General features: G+C 66.8%; 9 protein-coding genes. 5 read left to right on the forward strand and 4 right to left on the reverse strand.

All coding sequences use genetic code 11. The annotated features are described in order from the left end of the window. Positions 1-226: 226 nt before the first annotated feature. The 4 genes from K6V06_RS20375 to K6V06_RS20390 are packed head-to-tail and all read right to left on the reverse strand — an operon-like array spanning position 227 to position 4283. On the reverse strand, positions 227-1204 hold the full coding sequence (locus K6V06_RS20375) for an oxygenase MpaB family protein (RefSeq protein ID WP_222245955.1): 978 nt from the start codon (positions 1202-1204) through the stop codon (positions 227-229). Positions 1205-1249: 45 nt separating this feature from the next. Continuing rightward, positions 1250-2272 (reverse strand): cytochrome d ubiquinol oxidase subunit II, encoded by a 1023-nt coding sequence (locus K6V06_RS20380; protein ID WP_222245963.1) that lies wholly within the window; start codon positions 2270-2272, stop codon positions 1250-1252. After that, positions 2272-3687 carry a cytochrome ubiquinol oxidase subunit I gene (locus K6V06_RS20385; protein WP_222245956.1) on the reverse strand — a complete coding sequence of 472 codons (1416 nt, stop codon included), beginning with the start codon at positions 3685-3687 and terminating at the stop codon, positions 2272-2274. The genes K6V06_RS20380 and K6V06_RS20385 overlap by 1 nt, the downstream gene beginning before the upstream one ends. 2 nt (positions 3688-3689) lie before the next feature. After that, positions 3690-4283, reverse strand: a complete 594-nt coding sequence (locus K6V06_RS20390) for a GbsR/MarR family transcriptional regulator (protein ID WP_222245957.1) — start codon at positions 4281-4283, stop codon at positions 3690-3692. A 210-nt stretch (positions 4284-4493) separates the two neighbouring features. Here K6V06_RS20390 and aqpZ point away from each other — a divergent pair, with 210 nt between their 5' ends. The 5 genes from aqpZ to K6V06_RS20415 all read left to right on the forward strand — a co-directional run bounded on the left by aqpZ (position 4494) and on the right by K6V06_RS20415 (position 14826). Continuing rightward, entirely contained in the window at positions 4494-5237 is a 744-nt protein-coding gene (gene aqpZ / locus K6V06_RS20395; protein ID WP_222245958.1) for an aquaporin Z, read from the forward strand. Positions 5238-5409: 172 nt separating this feature from the next. Further along, positions 5410-5712: a type II toxin-antitoxin system Phd/YefM family antitoxin gene (locus tag K6V06_RS20400; protein ID WP_222245959.1), complete on the forward strand. Its 303-nt coding sequence runs from the start codon at positions 5410-5412 to the stop codon at positions 5710-5712. A gap of 277 nt (positions 5713-5989) precedes the next feature. Then, positions 5990-6802, forward strand: a complete 813-nt coding sequence (locus K6V06_RS20405) for an undecaprenyl-diphosphate phosphatase (RefSeq protein WP_222245960.1) — start codon at positions 5990-5992, stop codon at positions 6800-6802. Between the two features lie 987 nt (positions 6803-7789). Continuing rightward, positions 7790-8416 (forward strand): hypothetical protein, encoded by a 627-nt coding sequence (locus tag K6V06_RS20410; protein WP_222245961.1) that lies wholly within the window; start codon positions 7790-7792, stop codon positions 8414-8416. A gap of 617 nt (positions 8417-9033) precedes the next feature. Continuing rightward, on the forward strand, positions 9034-14826 hold the full coding sequence (locus K6V06_RS20415) for a YadA-like family protein (RefSeq protein ID WP_370637523.1): 5793 nt from the start codon (positions 9034-9036) through the stop codon (positions 14824-14826). Positions 14827-14968: the final 142 nt, after the last annotated feature.

The following is a 14968-nucleotide window of genomic DNA, read 5'->3' on the forward strand; positions in this document are numbered from 1 at the left end:
TCGTTGGCTTCTATAACCCGGTACGGCTGCACTCCACACTGGACTACCAGTCACCACAGCACTACGAGGACAAGTTCCACCAGACCACCTAAACACCTGTCTGAAAAAACTTGACCACTACAGAGCACACCCACGGCTCTCGGAACGCTGCCGGTTTGCTCCCCTCGCCCGCTTGCGGGAGAGGGGCCGGGGGAGAGGGCAAGCAGCGCCGACTGACCCCGCCCTCTCAACTTCGCCCCACCCGTCTCCGCGCACGCGCCGCCAGCCCCCCACCCAATGACCATCGGAGCGCCGGCGCCAGCAACCGCATGCCGGCCAGCGACACCGGCCGCAGCAGCGCGCCGCCCGAGGCGCCGCTCAAGCCGAGCTGGTGGCGGGCCCAGGCCGGCAGCAGCGCCACGCCCGCATCGGTCATCATCCGGACCGCCGGCGCCAGCATCGGGTTCGGCACCGGCATCCGCATCACCAGCCGCACCACCTCGCGGGTGCGTTCGCTGACCTCGAGTTGCGGCCGCATCCGGGCGAAATAGCGCTCGATCTCCAGTCGCGAGCGCGGCACGTCCGCCGCCCCCAGCATCACGGCGATCTGCGCAACCTCGTCGTAATAGCGGTCCTGTTCCTGGGCAGACAGCGGGCCGACATAGCGCAAATACCCCGCCAGGAAATGCGACACCTCGGCGACATGGACCCAAGTCAGCAGCGCGGGGTCGCTGGCCGCGTACGGCCGACCGTCGGGCGCGATGCCCGTGACTGCCTCATGGATGCGCCGGACCCGCTCGATCAGCCGCATGGCGTCGGCGCGGTTGCCGTAGGTGGTGCCGGCGATGAACTGCGCGGTGCGGCCCAGCCGGCCCTGCATGTCGGTGCGGAAGGTGGAATGGTCCCAGACGCCGGACAGCGCGAGCGGATGCAGGGTCTGCATCAGCAGCGCCGCGACGCCGCCGGCCAGCATCGCCGGGAAATCGGCGTGCACGCGCCAGCAGACCGCGTCAGGTCCGAACAAGCCGGGATCGCCCGGCGGATTGTCGTAATCGAGGGTCAGTCCGGAGTTGCTGCGCGTGAGGGCGCGGACCTGGCTGCCCGCGCGCTCGCGCAGCCGGCCGCGCAGACCGACCGGGCCGGCCGGGGTGGCCGGGGAGGTCGTTGCGCGCTCCGGCGCCTTGCCGGCGCCGCTGCGTTGCCCTGTCTGTCCGCTTCCCTGCATCCTGTCCGATTCCTGTTCACCGGGATGCGGGGAAGGCCGGCGGCGCTAGTCGTAGCGCAGTTCGCCGGCCTTGCCCCAGAACACCCGGTAGGCGAACACAGTGTAGCCCAGGATGGTAGGCAGCACGACCGCGGCGCCGATCAGGATGACCGCCAGCGATTCCGGCGCGCTCGCTGCCTGCCAGATGTCGATGCGATCGACGACAAGGTAGGGGAACAGGCTGTAGGCCAGCCCGTTGAAGGCCAGCAGGAACACCACCGCCGTGCCGGCGAACGGCACCCACGCCCAGCTGTCGTCGCCGCGCTGCTGCATCGCCGGCATGCGCCGCAGCAGCCGGTCCAGCCCGATCAGGATGCCCACCGTCACCAGCGGAATGGGCGCGAGCAGCAGCAGGTTGGGGAAGGAGAACCACTTGTCGAACACGCGCTCGCTGACCAGCGGCGTCGCTACCGAGATCGCCGCGATACCCAGCGCCGTCAGCCACAGCGTGCGGCGGGCCCAGAACATCGCGCGGCGCTGCAGCGGCCCGCTCGTCTTCATGATGAGCCAGCCCGCCCCGAGCAGGCAGTAACCGGCGACCAGGCACAGGCCGACCAGCGATGCGAACAGGTACTCGTACAGGCCATTGCGAAAGCCGGTGACATACAACCCCAGCATCATTCCCTGCGAGAAGCCGGCCAGCAGCGAGCCGGCATAGAACGCCCGGTTCCACCACGGCTTGTGGTTGGCGCGGGCCTTGACGCGGAAGTCGAACGCCACGCCGCGCAGGATCAGGCCGGCCAGCATCAGCGCCACCGGCAGGTACAGCGCGGTGAGCACCGCCCCGTGCGCGAGCGGAAAGGCCGTCAACAGCAGGCCCACGCCGAGAACCAGCCACGTTTCGTTGGCATCCCAGAACGGACCGATGGAGGCGATCATGGTGTCCTTGTCGGCGTCGCTGGCGCGGCGCATCAGCACGCCGACGCCCAGGTCGTAGCCGTCCAGGATCACGTAGATCAGCATCGACAGGCCCATCAGGCCGAGGAACACCAGCGGCATCCAGCCGCCCGGTTCGGTCAGTGCGTGCATCATGCTTGTCCTTCCTTCAGCAGCAGCGGCTGCGGGGTAACGATCGTCGAGACGGGCGAAATGGGCGAAACGGGCGAAACGGGCGAAACGGGCGAGAGAGGCGGTTCATCCTTGCCGGCAGCCTTGCGCGCCAGATAGAACACCACCGAGATGTAGGCAACGATCAGCCCAAGATAGAGCGAGAGGTACATCGCCAGCGTGGTGCCGATCATTGTCGCGGGCACATCGGATGCCGCTTGCGCGGTCGTCAGCACGCCGTGCACCAGCCACGGTTGCCGGCCAATCTCCGTCACATACCAGCCAGCCACCAGCGCGATCCAGCCCGAGAACGTCATTGCCACCAGCACCCGTGCGACCAGCGGGGAGGGCGCGCCGCGCCGGCGCAGCTGCCAGCTGGCGAGCCAGGACACCGCCAGCATCAGCATGCCCACCCCGACCATCACGCGGAACGCGTAGAACACCGGAGCGACGGGAGGATGGGTATCGAACGCATCCAGCCCCTTCACTTCGCCATTGAAGTCGTGCGTCAGGTAGAACGAGGCCAGCCTGGGAATGGCGATCTCGTAGTCGTTGCTCTGCGTGGTGGGGTTCGGCACGCCGAACAGCACCGCCGGCACGCCATTGCCCGTCTTCCAGATGCCCTCCATCGCCGCCAGCTTGGCCGGCTGATGGTGCAGCGTGTTCAGGCCGTGCAGGTCGCCAACCACGATCTGCAGCGGGATCAGCATCGCGCCGAGCACGACGCCCGTGCGCAGCGCCGCCATGACGGCAGGCGAGCGGTCGCGGCGCAGCCAGCGATATGCCGATACGCCCGCCACCAGGAACGCCACCGTCAGCCCGGACGCCAGCAGCATATGCGTCAGCCGGTACGGGAACGACGGGTTGAAGATGACCTCCAGCCAGTTGGTGACATGGGCCTGCCCGTCGATCATCACGAAGCCCGCCGGGGTTTGCATCCAGGAGTTCAGCGCGAGGATCCAGAAGGCCGACAGCGTCGTGCCGCCCGCGACCAGCAACGTGGCGATGGTGTGGACCCGATTGCTGACCCGGCGCATGCCAAACAGCATGATGCCGAGGAAGGTCGCTTCCAGGAAGAACGCGGTCAGCACCTCGTAGGCCAGCAGCGGCCCGGCGATATTGCCCACCGTCTCCATATAACCCGGCCAGTTGGTGCCGAACTGGAAGCTCATGGTGATGCCGCTGACCACGCCCAGCGCGAAGGTCAGCGCGAACACCTTGACCCAGAAGCGATAGGCGTCCATCCAGTGTTCCTGCCCGGTCTTGCCATAGCGCAGCTTGAAGAACAGCAGCACCCACGCCAGCGCGATGCTGATGGTGGGAAAGAGGATATGGAAGGTGATATTGGCGGCGAACTGGATGCGCGCCATCACTACCGGGTCCATCGATGAAAACATGACTACGACTCCTTGCTCGATCTCGTACGCTTGCGCGATGCGGTCTTGCCGCCGATGGCACCGGACAGCTTGTCCTTGACCTCCAGCAGCCGGGTCACGCGCGTTCCCAGCCGCATCAGCTTCTCCAGCGTGGCGACGTCCAGCTTCTGCACGTCCTCGAACCAGCTGGTCATCAGCAGGATCAGCTCGTACATCTCGCGCATTCGTTCCTGCGCATGCCGCTCGTCGGCGTCGCTGGGCGACTCCAGCTGGGCCTCGCGCAGCATCGACAGCGTGGGATCGATCTCGCGCCGCCGGCGCTCCTCGGCCAGCGTGCGGAAGATGGTCCAGATGTCGTCCGGCGCCGAGAAGTACTCGCGCCGATCCCCCGGCTGGTGCGACAGTCGCACCAGCTTCCACGCCTCCAGTTCCTTCAGGCCGATGCTGACGTTGGAGCGGGAAAAGCCCAGCGCCTCGGCAATCTCGTCGGCGTTCAGCGGGCGGGCCGCGGTATAGAGCAGCGCGTAGATCTGGCCGACGGTGCGGTTGATGCCCCAGCGGCTTCCCATCTCACCGAAGTGCAGGACGAAGCGCTGGGTCAGGGGCGGCAGTTTCATGGAAGTTTTGAATTTTTAGGAATTTGTGAAAGTTTAGTACGAAAACGCGGCGCGTGCAGGCCGTCGTCTCGCTCCGGCCAGGCAAATATAAAAGAATGTGAACAGCGCCCTCAAAGTGGTGACGCCGTCACAGTCGCCGCCTAGAATCCAACGCCGCAACGCCCGTCCGGCGCCATTGCCAGGGGCGAGTGCGATTCTGGAGAAAGAACGATGGACTTCAAGCGCCCCCTTGCCGAGGCAATCGGCACCTTCTGGCTGGTCTTTGGCGGCTGCGGCTCCGCCGTGCTTGCTGCCGGCTTCCCGCAGTTGGGCATCGGCTTTGCCGGCGTCTCGCTCGCCTTCGGGCTGACGGTGCTGACGATGGCCTATGCCATCGGCCCGGTCTCCGGCTGCCATCTGAACCCCGCCGTGACGGTGGGGCTCGCCACCGCCGGACGCTTCGCCTGGAAGGACGCGCCCGTCTATATCGTCGCGCAGGTAATCGGCGGCGCCCTGGCGGCGCTGGTGCTGTTCGAGCTGATGCTGGCCAAGCCCGGGTTCGACCTGGCGGCAAGCGGACTGGCGGCCAATGGGTTCGGCGCCGGTTCGCCGTCCGGTTTTGGCATGGGGGTGGTATTCGCCACCGAGGTGCTGGCGACATTCTTCTTCGTGCTGATCATCGCCGGCGCCACGTCGCCCCGTGCGCATGGCGCGCTCGCGCCGCTGGCCATCGGTCTGGCGCTGACGCTGATCCACCTGATCACCATCCCGGTATCCAACACCTCGGTCAACCCGGCACGCTCCACCGGCCCGGCGCTGATCGTTGGCGGCATGGCACTGCAGCAGTTGTGGCTGTTCTGGGTCGCGCCTGTGCTGGGTGCGGTGGCGGCCGGTGTGGTCAGCCGTGTGCTGTACGGCGAAGAGTCGGCGCAGCGCGTGGCGGGCGATGCGGTCGCACCGGGCGCCGCCGCGTGATCGGCTGACGCGGCTGACGCGCCTCGCAAGTTCTGCAGCCCGCCAATACCTTGGCGGGCATTTTGACTTTCAGGTGTTTCTTGAAGGGTTGGTCGAAACGCAGGGCATCTGCGCCCCTCATCGGGCAACCGAACTGTACGATATTGTGTACTTGAACATGTAGGGGCAAGTCATGGCTATCTCCGCGGGCGACATCGTATCGCTGTGTCAGGCAAGGGCAAACCTTCCTGAGCCGGCCGATCAAGCGAAGGCCGGCTCAGAGAAAATCGTCAGGAAGAACGGTAAAAGCTACGTTCCCATCATCGATGCGCAGAGGCTGGACTACTACGACCAGCTGGAGCGCGAACACATCCACTTGCACTTGATTGCGGAGGCGAGCAGTGGCCTGGCCGACGTGGCGGCCGGCAGGGTCGAGGATGCTCGCGACGCCCTTTCTGACCTGCGGGCTCGACGCAGAAACAGATTCGCAGGCTGAAAGCGCGGCGTGCCCGTGTCAGCCTATCGCGTCGTCAACCCACGGCCATCTCCCGGCGCGACATATCGATGGTGCGGTGTACCTGCTTTTGATTCGCCACCACAAACAGCTCTCGTTCGATCTCGGGAGCCACTGGCCGAGGTGAGTCGCCGGCTCGTTGGTGGCAGCCGTTTTTCGGCTTCGGCGAACGTCCAGCGTGCGGAATGTCGCATAGCACTGCCTCGATTCATCGTATCGTTACCCCTCTTGTCATTACCCGATCGAGGGAGCGCTTTCGATGGATATTCCGCACCTGATCAAGGCCGCGGCCCTTGGCGTGGTGGAGGGGCTGACCGAGTTCCTGCCCGTCTCCAGCACCGGACACCTGATCCTGATTGGCGACTGGATCGCCTTTCCCTCGCATGAGGCGCGGGTGTTCGAAGTCGTGATCCAGCTGGGCGCCGTGCTGGCGGTGTGCTGGCTCTACCGGGCCAAACTGGCCTGGCTGATCACCGGCTTGCTCAAGGGAGGGCAGGCGGAGCGCCGCTTCGCCGCATGCGTGCTGCTGGCCTTCCTGCCCGCGGCCGCCATCGGCGCGGTACTGATCGGGCCGATCAAGGCACTGCTGTTCAATCCGGGGGTCGTCGCCGCGGCATTGGTGCTCGGCGGGCTGATCATCCTGGCAGTCGAGGGCAGACGGACCGAACCGACGGTCAAGGACACCACGCAGATCGGCTGGCGCCAGGCGCTTGGCATCGGCTTCGCGCAATGCGTGGCGATGATCCCCGGCACGTCGCGCTCGGGCGCGACGATTGTTGGCGGCATGCTGTCGGGCCTGTCGCGGCAGACCGCCACCGAGTTTTCCTTCTTTCTGGCCATGCCGACCATGCTGGGCGCAGCGACCTACGACTTCCTGCGGCACTATCACCTGCTCAGCGGAGAGGACATCTGGGCGATCGCGGCGGGGTTTGTCGCGGCGTTCGTGTCGGCGCTGGTCGTGGTGAAGGCGCTGGTTGCCTTCGTGGCGCGGCACTCGCTGCGCCTCTTCGCCTGGTATCGGATCGGACTTGGGGCCACCGTGGCCGCCGTGGCGATGGCGCACCCGCTTTAGGCGGCGCGGCCGCCGGGCGGACGTATTCCGCCCGTCCCGCGAGCGCTTGCCGTGCGCGCCGTCGGCGCGGTTCCGCCCGGTTTGATGTGGACCGGCATCGATGCGGTTCCCATGAACTGGCGCCGATAACGGCGGCAACACGCCCGTAGTCGCCTCGGCTGAAAGACAGCGGGTCCATCTCTCCCCAGTCGGCCTGCCAGCCGGATAAGACTTCCCAGGCCGTCTGGCTTCGGTAACAAATCACTCACCCTCCGACTTGGCGCGGCTGCGCCCACGGCCATCGAGCCGCAGCAACGCCGCTCACCGCACTCCGTTGCGGCAAGGGATGGCGGGCGCATGCGTCCCGATTGATGTGCAATTAATACATCTTTTGTGGAATGTAAACAAATACATACTTAATTCCATCTTAAAAATTACTAAAAGATCACTTCGAAAACCCTCGCTATGATTCGGAGCGGCGTCCTTATCACTCATAAGGTACGCGCTAACAATATTCGCCCCCACGTCGGAATGGAGGGCGAGGCAAGGCCGCACCCGCCATCGGGATGCGCCTGCAACGGGTAGAGAAATGGGGCGACGAGACCGGGAATCACCCGGCGACTCCGTTGGAGAAGTCAGATGTATGAGCCAGATACCGCGCCGGGCGACGCTTCGGCGCGCACGCCCTATCCAGCCGCGGGGGAGCAGCCGTCCTCACGTCTTCCTGCGTATTGCCCCCCATCGGCCGCGGTGCGAAGCCTTTGGCCGGCCCTCGCCGCCGCCGTACGCGCCGCCGCTCGTTGGGGACAATGCCTGCCTGCGCAAGCTGGAAGGGCTATCGGAACCGATCCCGCCGTCGCTTCGAGTCGTTCACATTCGTTTTCATTTCTGTTCACAGTTCGTCACTATCATTTACGCAATGTGTCGCCAGTGAAACAGAAAGGACGCAGATGTCCCCCGATGCAGTGCGCAAACGGTACAGAAGGCGATTCGGCGAGGACCAGTAAGATGGGCAATGACAACAGCATGAACCTGCAGGGTGGCCAGGAAGCGCCCGCGCCAGCAGCAGCCCGCCCGAAACCTGGGGTGGCCCAGCGGGTCCTGGCGATGGTCGCCGCCTCCTTTGGCTTACTCTGTGCGGCAGGTGACGTGGCGGCGCAACCGTCGGTTGCCGCGGGCGGCAGCCAGTCCGGTGCCGCCGCCTTCCAGAAACAAGCCGCCGATCTCGGCGTTCAATCCTGCGCGGCGCTCTTTGCCACGCTCGGCGATAGCCTGACGCGCGGTGCGACCTTCGCCTCGGCGGCGCAGGGACAGAAGGACAGTGCGAACGACCATGCCGCCACGGCGGTGGTCGGGCTGCGCTATGACACCCCGAACTACAAGGCGCAAGCGGCTGGCATCGTAGCCACCTCGCCCACCAGTACTGGCTGTGAAGGCCACCTGGTTCGTGTCGCGCCCTTCCCGCAAGGGTGCCCGGACATCGTCAAGCAGTTGCCACCGGGAAGCACGCTGGCCACCACATTGGCCGGCACGCCGCTGTTTACTCTGGGCGGCAATCAAGGGCAGGCCCTGCTCGTCAGCAGCGGTAATGGCTGTGTCGTCGTCACCGTAGCAAGCGCGATGGATCGCCGATGAATACACGGATGTAACGCCGTCATCCACCCCGCCGACCGTCTCGCGTCGGGCGGATCTCGCATTCACATAAGGATTTGATCCCCGGCTCCGGCCGGGGCAGGGGGGCTTTTGTCTTGCGACAGGGCCAGTCAGTACTTTGGCGAACTTTCTTGGGGGTAGTCGCCATGCGTCACACCAATACGATGTCTCGGGCCAGCGCCCGGACAGTTCTGTCTGGAAACCCGGATGCTGCCGCCAGTGGCATGCATCCCTCGGTGCGCCGGCGCATCTTCGCGGCATTGCGCCGGGCACACCGCGTGCTGGGGATCAATCGCAACGGACTCGGTGTCGGGATCGGGCTCAATCAGGGGAGCACGCCGGCCCTTGCGTCTGCTGCCGTGTCGGTTTTCACGGGCGGACTTCCTGCCGTTGCCGGCCAGCTGACCGGGAGGGCAGGCGTACTTCCCGCCGTGGCGGCGTTCGCCGCACTGGGCGCTGTTGCCTTCCCGCACACCGCCAGCGCGCAAAACTACGCCGTGGGCGGCGGCACCGCAACGGGCGCCAGCTCGGTGGCCATTGGCACCGGCAGTCAGGCGACTACCCCAGCCGGGGGTACGGGCAGCGCCATCGCGATAGGAATGGGCGCGACGGCGGCCAACAACCTGCCGGGAGGGGTGAATCCCATCGCCATCGGCACCAATACGCAAGCGACCGGTAACTCCTCCATTGCCATCGGTGGGCTGTCAACCGCAACGGGTGATACTGCCGTCGTCGTCGGCAATAATTCGCATGCCTCTGGTGCCCAATCGTCGGTCTTTGGCCGTGCCGCCGTTGCCGACGGAGCCAATGCAACCGCGCTGGGCTACGGAACCCGGGCTGCGGGACTGTCCGGCACTGCGGTTGGCGACAGGGCCAATGCCGGGGGCCAGGGTGCAGTCGCAACGGGCTTCCTCTCCAGTGCCGACGCACAAAACGCCATCGCCATCGGCGCACAGGCCAGCGCTACCCAGTTGAACTCCATCTATCTGGGCGCACGCACAGCCGCTGGGACCGGCGCGACGGCGCAGAGTGCCATCGCCATCGGCACCGATGTGACTGCATCCCAGACCGACGCCATCGCAATCGGACGCCAAAGCACGACGAGCGGGCAAAACGGCATCACCCTCGGGGTGTCGAGCACTGCAAGCTCGGCAAACTCCGTTGCAATTGGCACAGCAAGCAACGCGGCCGGCCTGTCTGCTTCCGCGCTCGGTGAAGGCGCACAGGCGACAGCGGATAACGCTACCGCAGTAGGGCGCGTTGCCGAGGCGACGAATGACGCCGCCACTGCGTTGGGCAACGGTGCCCGAGCGCGAGGGAACAGTTCGATCGCTCTGGGTACACAGGCTGTCGCAATTGGCGATAGCGCCGTCGCATTGGGGCAAGGCGCGGGGGCGGGCTCTACAGCCGGCAATACCGGCTCTGTTGCAATGGGCATCGCCGCCGGGACACTGGTGAGCGGCGCGCAGAATACGGCCATTGGCGGAGGCGGTGCCGGTGCGATGCGGGGCGCGGGGTCGGGCGTCACCGGGGCACGCAACGTTGCAATGGGCACCGGCGACGGCTCGGTAGCCTATGACGCCACGCTGGACGCATCTGCAGGCAACCTGGTGTCCGGCAACGACAACGTCGCCATCGGCACCAACGCGGGCATCGGCGTTGCCGCCAACGCGACGACGTCGATCGGCTACAACGCGAAAGCGAACGGGCTGAACGCAATCGCCATGGGCACGGGCGCCCAGGCGACCGGCGCGAACAGCATCAGCATCGGTACGGGTAATGTCGTCAGCGGCGCGAATTCGGGCGCCGTTGGCGATCCGAGCACCATTACCGGTACGGGCTCCTACTCGCTGGGCAACAACAACACCATCAACGCCAATAACGCGTTCGTGGTGGGCAATGGCGTGACGGTTCCGACCGGCAACGACGGCGCGGTGGTGCTCGGAAATGCCTCGACGGTCGCGGCAGCGGTGCCCACCGCCAGCACCACCATCCGCGGCACGACCTACAACTTCGCCGGCGCCACGCCGACCAGCGTTGTCTCGATCGGTGCGGCCGGGGCCGAACGACAGATCCAGAACGTCGCGGCGGGCCGGATCAGCGGTACCTCGACGGACGCCGTCAATGGTTCGCAATTGTTCGCGGTGCAGCAGTCGCTGCAGTCGGCCGTCACCGGGTCGGCATCGCATTACTACAGCGTCAACGACAACGGCACGACCGGCGCCAACTACAACAATGACGGGGCCTCTGCGCGCTTTGCGGTGGCGGCCGGTGTAGGCGCTACGGCCAGCGGGATTCAAGGCACGAGTATCGGCTACGTTGCCAATGCGAGCGGCCTGGAATCGACGGCGATCGGCTATGCCGCCACCGCGAGCGGGGTGAACGCCACCGCGCTGGGCAATCAGGTCATCGCGGCGGCAAGCGGCAGTATCGCCATCGGGACCAACAACACGACGCTGCCGCACGTGGACGCGGCTTCGACCAACGGCATTTCCGTTGGCTTCTGGTCGACCGTCACCAACTCGCCGTCGGGCATCGCCATTGGCGACCGCGCGGGCGCAACGCAGGCCGACGCCATCGCCCTGGGGCGGCAGGCCCAAACGAACGGCCTGGGTGGAATAGCGCTGGGCGCCGGCACTGCTGCGACGAATGATGCCGCCATCGCGATCGGCAACCTGGCCGCTGCGGATGGTCAGCAGACCCTCGCGCTGGGCAACGATGCCTCTGCCCTCAATTTCCAGACTGTGGCAATCGGCAACGGCGCCTACGCCGACGGAAACAACGTCGTCGCCGTCGGTACGAACGCCAACGCGACCAATTACGCGGGCGTCGCGCTGGGGCTCGACACCGTCACCGACGGCAACAGCAGCATTTCCATTGGCCGCGGCGCCGAGTCGCATGGTCTGGAAGCGCTTGCCATGGGCGCGGATAGCCTTGCGAATCTCAGCGGAACGGCCGTGGGCGCCCAGTCCGTCGCCACTGGCCAGAACTCGACCGCCGTAGGCCGGTCCGCAAGCGCAACCGGGACTCGCTCCCTGGCGATGGGCCTCCAGTCGAATTCGGCCGCGGAGCAAGCCACTGCAATCGGCTATCAGGCCAGTGCCTCGGCGCTGAATGCAGTGGCAATGGGCACGAGCGCAGTTGCCAACAGCGAGAACGCCGTTGCCATTGGCACCAACGCGACCGCCACCGGCGGCCGGGCAGTCGCCATTGGCTTCGGCAACACCGCCAACGGCAACGGCGCAGTGGCCATTGGCGACCCCAGTACCGCGACCGGCGACGGCGCCGTTGCGCAGGGTATGGACAACACCGCGACGGGCAATGGCTCGATCGCGATGGGTAATACCAATATGGTCGGCGGCGGCGGCCAGGCAGTCGGCGTCGCTGGCACCCCTGCACAAGGGGCGGTCGGCATCGGCTACCAGAATACCGTGGTGGGCCAGGGCAGCGTCGCCATCGGCAACACCAGCAGCGCACTGGCGGCCGGTGCGGTGGCATTGGGCGATACGGCGGTGGCGAACAATGCCGGCGACGTGGCGCTCGGCTCCGGCAGCGTCACGGCCGCCGCGGTCGGGACATCCAGTGCGGTCATCGGCGGCTCTACCTACGGCTTCGCCGGTACCGCACCGGCCTCCACGGTGAGCGTCGGCGCGCCCGGCGCCGAGCGCACCATCACCAATGTCGCCGCCGGCCGCCTGAGCGGCACGTCGACCGACGCGGTGAACGGCTCGCAGCTGTACGCGACCAATACGCAGGTGACGCAGAACACCACCGATATCGACAACATCAACAACACCATCGGCGATATCAACAACGGTGCGGGCATCAAGTACTTCCACGCCAACTCGACGTTGCCGGACAGCCAGGCCATCGGCGTGGACTCGGTGGCGATCGGCCCCAACGCCGTGGCGAGCAACGCCGGCGACATCGCACTCGGTTCGGGTGCGGTCACCGCTGCCGCAGTCGGCACGGCGGGCGCGACCATCGGTGGCAACGCCTACACCTTCGCTGGGGCGACCCCGGCCTCGACCCTGAGCATCGGCTCGGTGGGCGCGGAGCGCACCATCACCAATGTTGCCGCCGGCCGCCTGAGCAGCACGTCGACCGACGCGGTGAATGGCTCGCAGCTGTACGCGACCAACACGCAGGTGACGCAGAACACGACCGATATCACCAACCTGAGCAACACCATTGGCGATATCAACAACGGCGCGGGCATCAAGTACTTCCACGCCAATTCGACGCTGCCGGACAGCCAGGCCATTGGCGTCGATTCGGTCGCGATCGGTCCGAACGCGGTGGCCAGCAACGCGGGCGACATCGCGCTGGGCGCGGGCTCGGTGACGGCGGCTGCCGTGGGAACGGCAGGGGCGACCATCGGTGGCAACGCCTACACCTTCGCTGGCGCCAACCCGGCCTCGACCTTGAGCATCGGTTCGGTGGGCGCGGAGCGGACCATCACCAATGTCGCCGCCGGCCGCCTGAGCAGCACGTCGACTGACGCGGTGAATGGCTCGCAGTTGTACGCGACCAACACGCAGGTGACGCAGAACACCACCGATATCGACAATCTGAGCAACGTGATTGGCGACATCAACAACGGCGCGGGCATCAAGTACTTCCACGCCAATTCCACGCTGGCGGACAGCCAGGCGCTGGGCACCGACAGCATTGCGGTGGGCCCGCGCGCGGTGGCCAACAACGTGGACAGCATCGCGATGGGCAACAACGCGGTCTCCAGCGTGGATGGCGGCGTGGCGCTCGGCGCCGGTTCGGTCTCGGATCGGGCGCTGGCGCCGGTGAGCGGCACCATCACGGCCGGTACGGGCGTGGTGCCGTACAACACCACGGACGTGACGCTGGCCGGCGCGGTGTCGGTCGGCAACGCGGCGACCAACACGCTGCGCCAGATCACCAACGTCGCCGACGGCACCTCGGCCCACGATGTCGTGACGATCCGCCAGCTGCAGGGCGCGATCGGTTCGGTCACGGCGACGGGGACCCGCTACTTCCACGCCAACTCGACGGCCGCCGACTCGCTGGCGGTCGGCCAGGAGGCGATCGCGGTCGGTCCGACCACCATCGTCAACGGCGACAACGGCATCGGTATCGGTAACGGCGCACTGGTGGAAATGACGGCGCCGGGAGGCACGGCCATCGGCCAGAACGCGCTCGTCTCGCAGGCCGACGCCGTGGCGCTGGGCACCAACGCGCAGTCGCAGGGCATCCAGTCGCTCGCGCTGGGCGCCGGCTCGCAGGCGGTGTTCGCCAACAGCGTGGCGCTGGGCGCCGGATCGGTGACCACCGTGGGCGCGCGTGCCGGCTACACCGCCTACGGCGTCGGCGGCGGGCAGAACTCGGTGGGCGAAGTGTCGGTCGGCAACGTGGGCGCCGAACGGCAGATCACCAACGTCGCCGCCGGCTCGGCACCCACCGATGCGGTCAACGTCAGCCAGCTGAACCAGGTTGCGCAGAACACGGCGACCTCGCTGGGCGGCGGTGCTTCGTACGATTCGACCACGGGCTCCTATACCGCACCGACGTACTCGGTTGGCGGCGCGACGTACAACAACGTCGGCGACGCACTCGGCGCGCAGGACACCATCGTCAAGAACCAGGGCGACAGCCTGGCGAACCACCTTGGCGGCGGCACGACCTACAACCCGGCGACCGGCACCATCGGCGGCGGCTTTACGGTCAACGGCAAGACCTACGCCAACGTGGCGGACGCGATCGGCGATACGGCCGGCGAGGTTGCGAACTCGATCCAGTACGACAACTCGGATCGCTCGCAGATCACGCTGGGCGGGACCAACGGCACGAAGATCACCAACGTCGCGGCCGGCAACATTGCGGAGAACTCGACCGACGCCGTCAACGGATCGCAGCTGCACCAGACCAACACCACGGTGAACAACCTGGTGGAAGGCAAGGTTGGCATCGTCAAGCAGGAGAACAGCAGCGCGCCGGTCACCGTGGGCGCCGACACGGGCGGCACCAGCGTCAGCGTGGCAGGCCGGGATGGCGATCGCCGCATTACCGGGGTGGCCGAGGGGCAGGCGCCGACCGATGCGGTCAACGTGAGCCAGCTCAACCGGGTGAGCGAGGGCATCGACCAGCGCTTCGCCGGCATGGACGGGCGCATCCGCGCGGTGGAGAACCGCGCCAACGCCGGTATCGCGTCGGCGATGGCGATGGCGGGTCTGCCCCAGGCCTATCTGCCAAGCAAGAGCATGCTCGCCATCGGTACCGCCACGTTCAATGGCGAGACCGGGTACGCACTGGGTCTCTCGCGCGTCTCGGACAATGGCTCGTGGGTGTTCAAGGCGTCCGGTGCCGCCAGCTCGCGCGGCGACTACGGTGGCGCCATGGGGGTCGGCTATCAGTGGTAAGCCCGCCAGGGCTTTCGTAGTAAGTGGCGTGGGGGGGGGGGGGCCGCCCCCCCCCCCCCCCCCCCCGCGGGGGGGGGGGGGGGGGGGGGCCCGGGCGGGGGGGGGGGGGGGCGCGGGGCGGAGTAAAAAGTTTTTTTGTGTT

The sequence above is a fragment of the Cupriavidus sp. AU9028 genome, from assembly GCF_019795295.1.
Taxonomy (GTDB): Bacteria; Pseudomonadota; Gammaproteobacteria; order Burkholderiales; family Burkholderiaceae; genus Cupriavidus.